12 protein-coding genes and 1 pseudogene are annotated in these 12,513 nt (G+C 67.7%); 6 read left to right on the plus strand and 7 right to left on the minus strand.

Features of this window, described 5'->3' with window-relative positions:
* Positions 1-281 precede the first annotated feature (281 nt).
* Positions 282-830 carry a DinB family protein gene (locus tag ACFU5F_RS31875; RefSeq protein WP_383894742.1) on the minus strand — a complete coding sequence of 183 codons (549 nt, stop codon included), beginning with the start codon at positions 828-830 and terminating at the stop codon, positions 282-284.
* Between the two features lie 384 nt (positions 831-1,214).
* Between ACFU5F_RS31875 and ACFU5F_RS31880 the strand changes: the two genes are divergently transcribed.
* From ACFU5F_RS31880 to ACFU5F_RS31890, 3 genes are all read left to right on the plus strand, one after another.
* Positions 1,215-1,886: a hypothetical protein gene (locus ACFU5F_RS31880; protein ID WP_383894745.1), complete on the plus strand. Its 672-nt coding sequence runs from the start codon at positions 1,215-1,217 to the stop codon at positions 1,884-1,886.
* Positions 1,887-2,142: 256 nt separating this feature from the next.
* Positions 2,143-2,520, plus strand: coding sequence for a DUF4259 domain-containing protein (locus ACFU5F_RS31885; RefSeq protein ID WP_383894748.1), 378 nt, complete (start codon positions 2,143-2,145; stop codon positions 2,518-2,520).
* 841 nt (positions 2,521-3,361) lie between these two features.
* Positions 3,362-4,330: a CehA/McbA family metallohydrolase gene (locus ACFU5F_RS31890; RefSeq protein WP_383894751.1), complete on the plus strand. Its 969-nt coding sequence runs from the start codon at positions 3,362-3,364 to the stop codon at positions 4,328-4,330.
* Between the two features lie 9 nt (positions 4,331-4,339).
* On the opposite strand, the gene ACFU5F_RS31895 is transcribed toward ACFU5F_RS31890, so the two are convergent.
* Together ACFU5F_RS31895 and ACFU5F_RS31900 are read right to left on the minus strand one after the other, a co-directional pair.
* Positions 4,340-5,148, minus strand: a protein-coding gene (locus tag ACFU5F_RS31895; RefSeq protein ID WP_383894753.1) for an IS5 family transposase whose coding sequence is annotated in 2 segments (ribosomal slippage) — positions 4,340-4,825 and positions 4,828-5,148 — 807 coding nt in all. Because the reading frame shifts where the segments join, the coding sequence is not laid out codon by codon here.
* A gap of 141 nt (positions 5,149-5,289) precedes the next feature.
* Positions 5,290-5,604, minus strand: a complete 315-nt coding sequence (locus ACFU5F_RS31900; protein WP_383894756.1) for a hypothetical protein — start codon at positions 5,602-5,604, stop codon at positions 5,290-5,292.
* Positions 5,605-5,617: 13 nt separating this feature from the next.
* Between ACFU5F_RS31900 and ACFU5F_RS31905 the strand changes: the two genes are divergently transcribed.
* Together ACFU5F_RS31905 and ACFU5F_RS31910 are read left to right on the plus strand one after the other, a co-directional pair.
* Entirely contained in the window at positions 5,618-6,157 is a 540-nt protein-coding gene (locus tag ACFU5F_RS31905; protein ID WP_383894758.1) for a SigE family RNA polymerase sigma factor, read from the plus strand.
* Positions 6,157-6,981 carry a hypothetical protein gene (locus ACFU5F_RS31910; protein ID WP_383894761.1) on the plus strand — a complete coding sequence of 275 codons (825 nt, stop codon included), beginning with the start codon at positions 6,157-6,159 and terminating at the stop codon, positions 6,979-6,981. The genes ACFU5F_RS31905 and ACFU5F_RS31910 overlap by 1 nt, the downstream gene beginning before the upstream one ends.
* Positions 6,982-7,039: 58 nt before the next feature.
* On the opposite strand, the pseudogene ACFU5F_RS31915 reads toward ACFU5F_RS31910, so the two are convergent.
* A pseudogene (locus ACFU5F_RS31915) lies at positions 7,040-7,164 on the minus strand (DNA-binding response regulator); the annotation flags it as partial.
* On the opposite strand from ACFU5F_RS31915, the gene ACFU5F_RS31920 reads away from it, so the two are divergent.
* Complete coding sequence (locus ACFU5F_RS31920; protein ID WP_383894779.1) at positions 7,133-7,375, plus strand: hypothetical protein; 243 nt, start codon at positions 7,133-7,135, stop codon at positions 7,373-7,375. The pseudogene ACFU5F_RS31915 and the gene ACFU5F_RS31920 sit on opposite strands and share 32 nt — an antisense overlap.
* A 1,306-nt stretch (positions 7,376-8,681) precedes the next feature.
* Here the strand turns inward: ACFU5F_RS31920 and ACFU5F_RS31925 are convergent.
* The 3 genes from ACFU5F_RS31925 to ACFU5F_RS31935 form a co-directional block, all read right to left on the minus strand.
* The gene (locus ACFU5F_RS31925) at positions 8,682-8,810 is read right to left on the minus strand and encodes a hypothetical protein (RefSeq protein WP_383894763.1); all 129 of its coding nucleotides are present in this window, start codon (positions 8,808-8,810) and stop codon (positions 8,682-8,684) included.
* A 208-nt stretch (positions 8,811-9,018) separates the two neighbouring features.
* Positions 9,019-10,743 (minus strand): LPXTG cell wall anchor domain-containing protein, encoded by a 1,725-nt coding sequence (locus ACFU5F_RS31930; protein ID WP_383894766.1) that lies wholly within the window; start codon positions 10,741-10,743, stop codon positions 9,019-9,021.
* Positions 10,744-11,512: 769 nt separating this feature from the next.
* A partial coding sequence (locus ACFU5F_RS31935; protein ID WP_383894769.1) for a non-reducing end alpha-L-arabinofuranosidase family hydrolase occupies positions 11,513-12,513 on the minus strand: 1,001 nt, incomplete at its 5' end.

Here is a 12,513-nt window from a genome sequence, read left to right on the forward strand (position 1 = left end):
TCAACGTGTTGGGCGAGGACCGGTTCGGTGATCCCCACCGACCATCAGAAGTCCGGATCGAACTGGTCACCTAACCCGAAGCCGTCGTTCTCACCGGCCTGTTCGCCTCACCACACTGGCGAGACCACCCCCGGCTGCCGACCGAGGCGGCCCACCGCTTCGGCATCGCTCCCCGCCAACTCCTGCTGGAACTCCGGCCCGATCGAGGGCCGGGGCAGCCACATCATTCTGTGGACTCAGTGCTCGTCAAGTCTCACGAGTAGATGGCTTTCCTTGCCGGGTCACATCCCGGTGGAGCCGTCGATGCATTCGCGCAGGAGATCGGCGTGGCCGTTGTGTCGTGCGTACTCAGCGATCATGTCCACCATGATCCTTCGCAGTGAGATCGGCTCGCCGGTCCTCTTGCGGATCCCTGTTTCATCCAGCGATGCGGCAGCGGCCGTGATCTGCCTGGAGTGCTCGCACTCCGTCCGCCAGACGGCGAACGCTTCCTCGACGTCACCGTCCAGGCTGTCGAAGTCCTGGTCGGGGTCCTCGTCGGAGTAGTAGAGCATCGGAACGTCCTCGCCGGCGAACTGGATGCGGAACCACCAGCGCTCGACGCCGGCCAGATGCCGCACCATCCCATGCAGGGACAGGCCGGACGGCGGCACCGCCCGTTCGGACAACTGCTCCGGAGACAGACCGGCGCACTTGAGCTCGAAGGTTGCCCGATGCCAGTCCAGGACCGCGCCCAGGGTCTCCCTTTCGCCACCGACGGAGGGCGGGGCCGAGCGGGTGTCGTTGTCCCACCTCGGTGAATAGTGCTTGGGGATGGCTGTGTCGGTCATCGTCTGCCTTCCTGGCCGGGGATGGGCCGAGTCTGACAGGCACCACTGACATCGGTCCTGACCTGCGGGTTGTTCAATTCGCGCCTGATCCCAGCTTCTCGGCTACGAAGTCAGACGTCGGTCGGTCCTGACCCGGAAACTGCCACCTGCGATGCGAATCCTGGAAGCAGGCGTCTCACCATCCTGACGTGGCCCAGCTCAGGAAGCACCACCCTCGCCATGATCGATGAGACGCGCACTCAACAATGACCGAAGCCCTCCCGGGACGCTTTCTTTCGGCCTCCGTGAGTCCCGACTCAGCATGTCACCCCGCAGGTCAGCGGCCCCACCTCTGCAAGATCTAATAGGACAGGACAGTCGCCACCGGTTGGCATGATGCCGGGCATGCTGAGAACACTGCGCATCGAGGGCTTTTCCGCGACCGGCCAGCCGATTTCCACGCCGACCACCAAGTTCGGTGGCCAGCCCGTGTGGCTGACAGGCCCGCAGTGGCCGATAAGCGCGGCATGGGACCGGCCGATGCGGGTTGTCGGCCAGATCGAGTTGGGCCCGGTACTCGGAGCGGCCGGCCACGGGAAGATGACCTACCTCTTCGTGACCCACGCCGATCACGGGGAGGACTTCTTCGACCCCGCCATCATCGATCCCGACGGTGGCGAGAACGCGGTGATCGTGCAGCCAGGCGGGGACTATGCCGGCCCGGCGCGCCCGCTGGCAACCGGGCCCGGGCTCTACAGCCGCGACGGGTCGGCGACGGAGTTCACCGTCGACCTCCGCCCCGTCGACGAGCGTGGGTCCATGACGGATGGGGAACTCCAAGCCCTGCCCTCCGCCGACCGGGACCGCTACATTCAGCGGATCGACGGCGACAAGATCGGCGGAACACCACTGTTCTTCCAGGGTGCCGAGTGGCTGGACGGCGGCCCCTGGCGGCTTCTGCTGCAACTGGACTCGAACTGGGTGCCCTTCCCCCTCAACCTCGGCGCGTCGCAGAGGTTGTTCGCCTTCGTGTCCGAGGACGGCACCCAGGGCAGGCTGCTCGTCCAGGACTCCTGAACCCGACAGGGCCCCGGCCATCGGGGCCAACATCGTTCTCACGCCTACACGACGCCCCCGCCCGTCAAACTCCGCTGAGACTGATCAACTTCGGTGAGACGGGTCAGTGGCGGGAAGATGGTCGACTACCGCTCCGACACATGAGGCCTGTCCACGTCGTTCCGGGCATCCCGGCCCGCCGCACCTCTGTGCGGCCCGGTTGTCGGTACGCGCTGATACAACTCTTGCGTACCGACCCAACCAGCAGAGGAGACCCGTGGGCGACTGGGGAACCGGCAACTTCGACAGCGACACGGCCGCAGACCACCTGTCGATCCTCACGGACCGGCTCATCACCGAGGTGGCGGGCGCGATGGCCGGCGACCCGGTCGAACTCGAGCCCGACGAGTACTGGGGAATTGCGGTGCCGGCCAACCTGGAGCTGCTGAGCCTTCTGGCGCGGCAGGGGTACGTGGGAGCGTCGCTGCCCGAGGCCGAGGTGGTCGAGGGGTGGAAGATGACGTTCATGGCGGTGTGGGAGGGCCGCATCGACGCCTTGATGCCCTCATCCGGTTACAAGGACGAGCGACGTACGGTCCTGATCCGTACTTTCGACGAGCTGGCCGAGCTCAGGAGGAAGGAGGACTCGGACTGAGGACTGTCCCTGAACGAACGCTCACACGGCGTGCAGGACGAACGGCACTTCCGCCCCCACCAGCCGGTACGGCGGCCTGGAGGACCCCGGCCCGCTCGTCAGGACGAGATGCGCATTTGGACCGCCGCTTACTGGCCCCATGCTCTTCGGCCTCGCGGTGGGAGGCTGTGAATGACTTCTCGTTCCCCTGGAGACAACCGTCGCGTTCGAAGCCACGGTGGGAGTCTGCCGACGGCCAACTTCGTTTCGTACGGTGGCAGCATGCGCAGGGACGACGTTCCTCGGCTGAGGCTGGTTGTGGTCACGGACGACCGCGATGATGGGCCTCGGTTGTGCCGTGGGTGTCGTGGTCCGCTGATGCCGTCGGCAAGGGCGACAGCGGTGTTCTGCTCGTCCGTCTGCCGGTCGCGGCATTGGCGGCGGATGCGGCGGGCGAGGGCAAGGACCGAGGCGGTCCAGGCCGGTGTGGCGTCCAGCTGCCCGGAGTGCGGGACGTCGTGGAGGGTCGGGGTCGACCATCCTGCCTCGGCAAAATGCCTGACGGAGCAGCGCTGGGGAGCGCAGCCCAAATTCCAATGCCTACCGCTGCCGCACCTGCGAGAGCGGACGCCACCGTCGCGATTCGGCTTGCTGTTTCCCACTGCGAGACGGCCAATACCCATCCCAAGACAGCGACCAGCACGCACGTCGCGACTAACTGATCGTTTCAGAATGAGATCGTGATCTCGACTTGTCGGCGACGTGGGACGGGGTGATGCCACGGAACCGGTTGGTCTGCTTGCACGTTGCCTCGACAGGTCTATGAGGGGGAAGAACCTTGTCGAGCTTGAGATTCCCGCCGGTGCGGGCGGTCGGACGCGGGGCGACCTGGTACCGCGGCGACAGCCATATTCACTCCGTGCGCTCGGGCGGAGGAGAACTTACTCCCGAAGAGCTGGCGCTCCGAGCCCGCGCCGCCGGGCTCGACTTCATCGCGACGACAGAGCACAAAGCCGCGGCGGAACCCGGTGCATGGGGGCATCTGGCCGCCGGTGACTTCCTGATTGTTCTCGGCCAGGAAGTCACCACGAAGACCGGGCACTGGCTCGCGCTCGGCCTCAGCCCCGGCCAGGCCGTCGACTGGAACTACGGGGTCGGAGAGGGACTGATCGATCAGTGTCTGGACCAGGTCCATCGAGTGGGGGGCCTGTGCGTGGCGGCGCACCCGCATGCGCCCTATCCCTCGGGCGACTTCATGTATTCCTTCCAGGGCTTCGACGTGGTGGAGGTGTGGAACGGGCGATGGACTTCGGGCCTGCCCTGGCAGGCCGACAACGAGGCTGCCCTGGCCGAATGGGGGCGGAGCCTCGCAGCCGACATTCAGACGGGTTCATGGCGGCCGGCGATGGGCAACAGCGACACGCACTTGGATGGGCAGGTCGGCATCCCCCACACGGTGGTCTTCGCCGAGGAGCTGAGCACGGAGGCGATCCTGGCGGGGATCCGCTCGGGCCGGAGCTGGATCGCCGAGTCGGCAGCCGTGGAGGTGTCGTTCGCGGCCCATGTGGAGGGTCGCATCGCCGGAGTGGGAGAGCGGCTTACAACTCATGGTGGGCAAGTCGAGGTCCGCGCGGCGGTACAGGGCGTCCAGGCGGCGACCGTCAGCTTCCACACCGATCGAGGAAAGGTTCACCACGCCGCCGTCCCGGGTGATGGAGCAGGTGTGGTGCAGTGGTACACGACGGCGGAGGACTCGGCGTTCGTCCGCATCGAGGTCCGCCATCCCGACGGGACCGTCGCCGCACTCACCAATCCGATCATCCTGTTCTGACTGGTTGCTTCATCGTGTGGTGCGCAGGCGACGGAGGCAGATGAGACTGCAGGCCAGCTCGAGCAGGCCCTGGTGGAGGTCGGCGCGTCGTTCATAGCGGATCCGGAGTCGTTTGAACTGGTGCAGCCAGGCGAAGGCGCGCTCCACCACCCAACGCACCTTGCCCAGCCCGGAACCGTGGACGACGCCGCGTCGGGCGATCAGCGGCTTGATGCCGCGCTTCCACAGCAGGCGGCGGTACTTGTCGAAGTCGTAGCCCCGGTCGGCGTACAGGCGCCGCGGCTTGCGCCGAGGGCGTCCGCGCAGGCCCCGGATCGAGGGGACCGCGTCCAACAGCGGCAGGAGTTGGGTGACGTCGTGTCGGTTGCCGCCGGTGAGTGTGACGGCGAGCGGGGTGCCGTGGCGGTCGACGATCAAGTGGTGCTTGGAGCCGGGACGGGCGCGGTCGACAGGCGAGGGGCCGACGTGATCCCCCCTTTGAGTGCCCGGACGTGTGACCCGTCCACAGCACAGTCGTCCAGGTCCAGCAGGTCGGCGTGGCGCAACTCGGCCAGCAGCGCGGCGTGCAGTCGCGGCCACACGCTGGCCTCGGTCCAGTCCCTCAGTCGGCGCCAGGCCGTCACGCCGGAGCAGCCCACAGTCTGCGCAGGGACATCGCGCCAGGCGACACCGGTCCGCAGCACATACAAGACGCCAGCGAGTGCCGCCCGGTCCGGAACACGCAGCCGCCCCGGGAAACGGTGGCGCCGCTCGGGAGCAGGCGACAGTAGCGGTGCCACCCGCTTCCACAGATCGTCCGAAACAAGATCAGTACGCACCCGGACACCCTGCCGAGCAAGATCGTCCAGCACAAGTCCTGCTCAACTCATTCTGAAACGATCAGTAAGACCATGCGCTTCAGCGTCATCCCGTAATCGTCGCTCAGTCCGAGTCGCGGCGGGAGTGCTTTGACCGAGCCCCTACGTTGCGGCGGTTATCCACCGAGTTGCCCGTTGCTCCAGGGGAATACGTGTGATCAGAAACAGCGTGGTTGCGAAGCCACCCACCAACCCCTCCGACCCGAAACTGTCACAGGCGTCTTCGATCCGGGCGAGGTTCTGCTTCGTCGGACTGCGGGTGCCGGCCAGCCATGCCTTCAGGGTACGGTCGGTGACGGTCAGACCCGCGTCGTAGGCAGCGCTGGCCTGCCGCACAATCTCCGGGCCCGAGGCTCGAAAAAAATCCTCCGCGCGGCGGTGCAACGAAATCCGATCCTCATGGACTCCTTCAACCATCTAGGAGGTGACCATGTTGGATCGGAAAGAGGCTCGGGACGCGGAGTTCCAGAGCTTCGTCGTCGGCCGCTGGCCACGGTTGCTGCGCACGGCTTTCCTGCTCACGGGGGAGCAGCATGCCGCGGAGGACCTGGTCCAGTCGACGCTCGAACGGGCCTATGCGGCCTGGCGCAGGGTCGGCGCGGCCGACGACCCCGACGCGTACGTACGGCGCGTGATGATCAACGCGCACGCCCGCAGGCACCGCAGACGCCTCAAGGAGTTCCTGGCGCCGAAGGACTACTCGGGCCTCACCCACGAGCTGCCTGACGCCGAAGACCGCATCGCGCGGGCGGACGACCGCGGCGCGCTGCTGACGGTGCTCGCCGCACTGCCCGCGCGACAGCGGGAGGCGGTGGTCCTGCGGTACTGGGAGGACCTGAGCGAGGCGCAGGCAGCGGAGGCCATGGGATGCAGCGTCGGCACGGTGAAAAGCAACACGGCGCGGGGGATCGCGAAGCTCCGCGCCCTGCCGGGACTGGCCGAGGCACTCACGAACGGAGGGCGGAAGTGATGAGCGGGGACAGGGAGACGAACCACGACATGACGTACGACGAGGCGCACACGGACATCGCCCTCCTGCTGGCGGACGCGGCGGACGAGGTCGAGGTCGGCGCGGCCCCCTATCAGGCGGTGCTACGGGGAGGGAGGCGCCGCAAGGCGCGCCGCTGGGCGGTGGCCGCCGCGGCCGCGGCGGTGATCGCGGGGTCCACGGGGACGACGCTGGCGCTGGCGGGAGGCACGGGCGACGGGCACGGGGCGGGGCAGGTGGCCGCGCGGCCCTCGGCGGGGACGGCGAAGCAGAGTCCCGAACGGCGGGTGACGACTCTGGCCAGGGGCACGGACCACGGCAGGAAGTGGAAGGTCGACGCCGCCGTCTGGACCGCGCCGAAGACCACGGCGAAGGCACGCGCCCAGCTCGCCGAGATGGCCCTGTACGGGGAGGAGCCGGTCAAGGTGGATAAGGCCTCGGACCTGGTGGGCGAGAGCTGGCACTTCGTGCACCTGACCGTGGAGGGCAAGCCGTCGACGGTGATCCTGAGAGCATTCAAGAAGGACGACGTGGTCGCGGGCAAGGACCTCGAGGCGTACCCGAGGCCGTTGGACACCGACCGGGTCGACGCCCCGCAGCGCCTGGTGATCGGCCAGGTCGCCCGGACCGTCCAGGAGGTCACCTGCACCTGGGACAACGGCACGAAGACCCGGGTGGAACGGGCCGCTGCGGGGGCCGGCGACTTCAAGAACCTGATCCGCGAGGTGGACGGCTCCCCGAAGGACTGGTTCGTGTGCCTGGGACCGGACGGAGTGAACTACAAGAAGGCGGAGGCCACGGGGTGAGGTGAGCGATGCGGGCAGGGCGGCGGCAGGGGTCACAACCCCCGCCGCGGCAGCAGGGTCACAGCCACCCCTGCTGCCGCGCCTCCCGCATCGCCTCCATCCGGTTGCGGGTGCCTGTCTTGCCGATCGCGGAGGAGAGGTAGTTGCGGACGTGGACTCCGAGAGGTGGAGCTTGGCCGCGACGATCTTCCACAGCGACCGCGGCGCGGAGTACACGTCCGAGGCGTACAACAAGCTCTGTGACCGCCTGGGCGTGGTGCAGTCCATGGGACGGGTGGCGTCCGCGCTGGACAATGCCGCCACGGAGAGTTTCAACTCGCTGATCAAGGTCGAGTACATCCACCGCCGACAGTCCGCGACCCGGACCGAGGCCCGCCTGACGATCGCCACATGAATCACTGGGTTCTACAACCCGCGTCGAAGGCACAGCGCGGCCGGCGGCCTACCGCCCGAGGAGTTCGAAAGAATCATCGCCGAAGCGCGCGAGCGACACGGCCAGAAAGATCAGACCGCATTACCAAAGTCTCTACGGAACCAGGGGATTGACAGAAGTGCTCTGCGCGCGGACGAGATGCTGGATGGCCGTGACGTCGGCGCGCCGTGCGCGATCTCCAAGTACAGGGCACGCAGTCGAAGAGACCGACCTCTGCAGCCGCTTCGGGTAGGTCCGGATGAACTGCCGCAGCTTTGCCGGCGGTTGGGTCGTAGCGGTTCGTCCTCAGAACTCGACGCCACCTCTGCGGGGTTGCCCACGTTGACGTTCGCGCCGAGAGCAGCGACCTCGCCATCGCAGTGAGGAGCCGTAGATGGGCAGGAAGAAGCCTGGCAAGCCGGGCCGCCGACAAAACGAGTCCTACACCCTTGGGCAGTTGCAGCCGCCCGGATACGACGAGTGGATCAGGTTCGGCTCGACCTCCGCCGGCGCGGCCGCGGATCCTCGCCTGGGTGAGGAGCCCGCCGTCGCCGAGCTTGTGGAGGTGAAGGGCTGTCACGCCTGTCCGTCCGCTCACATCTGCACGCGTACGGAGGAAGACGGAGGGACACCGTGATCGCGAATCAGCTGGTCGTCCTGCACGGGCGTCTGTGGATCAACCACAGTGGGGACGCCCACGCCCTCCAGTGCGTCGCCCGTACCAGGAAGGGGGCCGCTGCCGGAATCCGATCGAGAACGGACAAGTACTCGGTCTGCACGAGTTCCATCTCGGCCCGGCCGGATACGTCCACGCATATGACTGCCCCAGGCGGTACGAGGCGGTTGATGCCAACCGGTGGCTTGCCCAGCACTGCACGCTTCACGACACACCGGACGTCACCGACCATGATTCGACCGAGCTCCGCCGGTTCGACATCGTCCGCGACGCGTTCTTGAGGCCTTGCGTGCTCGGATATCGGGGTAGCGGCCCGGTCGCGACGCGGCGTTGCCGGACCGGTTCACGTCACGCTGCCTTCGCCTGGACGGCGGGTTCTGGGCTGGGCCGCGCCCTGGCGGCAACTTCCGAGTGGCGGCGCGGCCGCCGGTACCGCGGGAGGCGATGCCGCGCGGCTTGACGTCGACCGGCCCGCCGCAGCCGCCGGACTCCTCCCGAAACTCCGCTGTACGGCAGCCAGGACGGTGTCGAGTCCTGCTCAGCCACCACGAGGCACAGGCCACAGACGGCTCGGCCCCCTGCTTCCCGAGTGAGGCCGAGCCGTCTCCGCCGTCAGGCGAGCGGCGGAAGCTGTTCGCCCTGGACGGCCTGGAGGTCGACCCCGACGCGGAACGTGGTGCCGATGGCGGCCATGCTGACCTGGACGGCCTCGACGGCCTCGACGGCCTGGTTGTAGTTCATCGCGAAGTCCTCGCGCGGCAGTTCCACGGTGGCCCAGAACGCGGCCCGTGGGCCGACCCACGGGTCGGGACCGGTGCCGAGGCAGGCCAGGCCAACGACCCGGGCCTTGTATGTTTCCTGACCGCCGACGCCCGCGCGGGCCGACGGCCCGGCGCGCACGCCACGGGTGGGTGGCGTTGCTGCCGGGCCGTCAGTCACGCACGCGGTCTCACTTCCCGTGCAAAGCCTTGCGGCGACGTCCGCGAAGTACCAGCACGCCGCCGGCAGCCATGACCAGCAGGCCACCGATGGCGCTGTACGTGACAGCGGTGCTCGCCCCGGTGGAAGCCAGGGGGCCGAACGTGTTGCTGCTGCTGCTCGGGGACGGTCGGCCGACGGGTGCGCCTTTCTCCGCCTGCGCACGGCTGCCGGTCTTTCCGGCGGCGGAGACAAGCGGCGCGGCGGCGGGCGGCGTGGGGGCGGGCGACGGCTTGTCAGCGTCGGCGGTCCCCGACGCGGGCTTCAGCTGAAGAGTCGTGATCGAGTACGGCGGCAGCTTCTGTGCGCCCGCCGTGCCCCGCTTCGCCGTCGTCAGGGAGGTGTCTCCCTTGGCATACGAAACGGTCGTGACCGCCCCTGCGGCGGGGGTGAATCCGGCGTACGAGAGCGACACCTGCGCCGCGTCCTTCGGGCTCTTGTTGATCATCATGACGTTCAGACCGCCCTTGCTGCTCCGCACCGCGTGCACGGCGACCGACGAGTTGCGCGAGGACGACTTGACCATGGTGTCGCCAGGCTTCGCCAGTGCGGTCAGCGAGCGGATGCCCCAGTAGGTGGGGAAGGGCGTGTCGCGCGGCGGTTCGCACTTCCCCCCGGCGCAGGTTCCGGCGGAGAGAATGCCCCCGTCCTGGTAGTCGGTCTCGCCGTGGACGGTGGTGGGTGCTTCGCTCGTGCCGTTGTGCAGGTTCCACCAGTCCACATGGGTGGCACCTTGCTCGAACCAGGTCATGTAGGTGTCCGGCGCGAACAGGGCCGCGGCCTGGCTGGTCAAGGCGGGTGAGCCGACGGCGTCGGTCTCGGTGACCGCGATCTCCACCGAAGCGGCGTTCGAGCCCGCGTACTTGGCGATCAGCGAGCGCAGCGAGGACCTGACGCCGGCGATCTGGGAGGGGGTGTTCAGCAGGTCGGCAGTGGTGGTGCCGCCCGGATACCAGTGGACGATGACGAAGTCGATCGAGCGTCCCGCGATGGAGAGCACCGTGTTGTTCCAGTCGGCGGTGTCACCGGGAGCCTTCTCTGCATCCGGCCAGAAGCCGGGGGTGGTGAGCACGGCTCCGATCTTCACTTTCGGGTCCACGGCCTTCATCGCCTTCGAGTAGGCGACGAGGTTCTTCCCGTACTCCTTCGGGCTCTTGTCGGCGTGGTTGTCAGTTTCCCAGCCCTTGCCGTCGCCGTAGTGCCCGTTGCCGTAGACCTCGTTGCCGATCTCCCAGTACTTCACGCCGTAACCTTTGTCGACGTTGGCGTACTTGACCCAGTCGGCGGCCTCCTTGGGGGTGCCGGAACCGTAGTTCGCGGTCAGGATCGGCTGGGCGCCGACCTTCTTCGCGGTGACCATGAAGTGGTCGAAGTCGGTGTTGGAGGGGATCCAGCCGCTGCCGTCGCCGTAGGTGTGGGTCTTCCAGTGGTAGTCGTCCGCGCCGGAGCCGCCGGGATAGCGCAGCTGCCGAACTCCCGCGGCCTTCATCAGCGATGTCGCCTTGGCGTTCCCCATGTGCTCGTCGCCGTAGCCCGTGTTGAGGCCGACACCACTGCTGGGCACCGTGCCCAAGGAGGTACCGGCATCCACACGGATGCCGATGGTCGGCGCGGCGCCCGCGCTGGGCGCCAAGGCGCCGACACCGGCCGAGGCGGCCAGCACCGCCACCGCCCCCACGACACAATGCCGGAGCATCCGGCTACGGCGGTGGGGCGCGCGACCCCGAGGCATCGGCTGCTCGGCGGATCTCGGGTCGTCTGGTGACACGTAGTGCTCCGATCGGGTGTTGACACAGAGGGCGTTGTGCCGCTGACCACGGCTCGCCCTCGTCGGTACACCCCTAAGTGGCCACTCAGAGCGGAAAAGTTGCCATCTCAATCGTTTTTTGCCGAGACGCGGTCGCACAGGAGCACCTGAAAAGACAGACGGCGGCCGCCGCCACCGCGACGGCCCTGTTCTCGTATAGCTACCGCCAGGTGGTGTGTAGCGCTGAGTAACTACTTGGGGCTGCGGTCGCGCTGCTGAAGGGCGGCGAAGTCGGCGTGTGCTGTCTCGACGGGCCTCGGGGTACGCCTGGGTCTTCTCGTGTTCGGCGAGGGGCCGGTAGATGCTGGCGACGGACGGGCTCTGTCCCTTGCGCTCCCCACCAACGTGTGGATCAACCAGCCGGACGACCGCGCCGCCGCCCAGTGATCACCTCGGACGCCGGCGACCCCCGCTCACTCGACAAACCCTGAAACCGACCGACTCACCAGGCTTGAGACGTTCCGCGTCTCGTGGTCGACCAGGACGAGGCCGCCACCATCCGGGTTCTCCGCGTGCACGGGCGGGCTCGGCCTTGCACCGAGCCCGCCGCTCCAACTCCCCCGTTCCTGGTCGCTCGAGGCGACGCTCACCCGGTTGGCGTACGTCGTTGCCCGCGAACGTCAGGAACAGCGGAGCCGGACCTGTGTCACGCCACCGGCTAGCGCTGCAGTGTCAGTACCCCCGGCCGGTACGGCAGGGTGCCGTAGTCCCCGCCGTCGGTGCGGGGGTCGCGCCCCTGGTAGAGGAACTGCAGGTTGCAGGGGTCAATGGTCTTGGTCTGGTCGGGGTTGGTGCGAACCAGATCGCCGTGGCTGATGTCCCTGGTCCAGGCCGTCGCGCCGCTGTTGGCACTGCCGGCGAAGGGGCTGGTCACGGTGTCGGCCTGCGGCTGCGGTGTCCACGTGCCGCCGAGGCTGGTGGCCGTGAACGAGCGGAAGTAGCGACCATACCCCGTGTAGTTCTGGGCCTCGACGATCATGAGGTACTGGTTCTGGCCCTGGACCTTGTAGACCTCCGGCGCCTCGAACAGGTTGAGCGCCGTGTCGCTCATGATCTTCGTGAACGAACCGAAGGTGCCTGGGAAGGTGCCGATGGGCATGCTGGCGCGGTAGATGCCGCCCTCGTCGTCGGCGAAGAACATGTACATGTTCGTGTCGTCGCCGATGAGGGTCACGTCGAGGGGGCCCCTCTTCCGGCTCGTGCCGTCGGGATCTACAACGTCCGGGAGGGTGGTCGTGAAGAGATCCTGCTGCGGGCCCCAGCCGTTGGGGTTGGTGGGGTCGCTGGAGGTGCGGTAGGAGAAGCTGTAGGGCCAACCCCCGTTGTAGGCGAGCACCCAGATGTCCTTCGGGGCGAAGTAGAACAGCGTCGGCGCGATGCCGTCGAAGGGAATCTTGTTCTGGGTGGCGGTGGCCATGTCGGACCAGTTCGTGAAGGGGCTGAAGGTCGTCAGTCCCCAGCGCCCATTCTCACCGGCGACAGTGTCGTGCGTCGTGGCATAGACGACGTGCTTGCCGTTGTGGACGACGCTGGTGAAGTCCTTGAGCGAGGCCCACCCCGCCTTCGGCTGGGCCAGCGGGCCGGTTGAGGTCCAGCGGTAGGTCGACGGAAGAGCACACGCGTTGCTCGCCCCGGACAGGCCGGTCCACTTCTGGTTGG

Origin of the sequence: Streptomyces sp. NPDC057438, assembly GCF_042802995.1 — a bacterium.
Classification (GTDB): domain Bacteria; phylum Actinomycetota; class Actinomycetes; order Streptomycetales; family Streptomycetaceae; genus Streptomyces.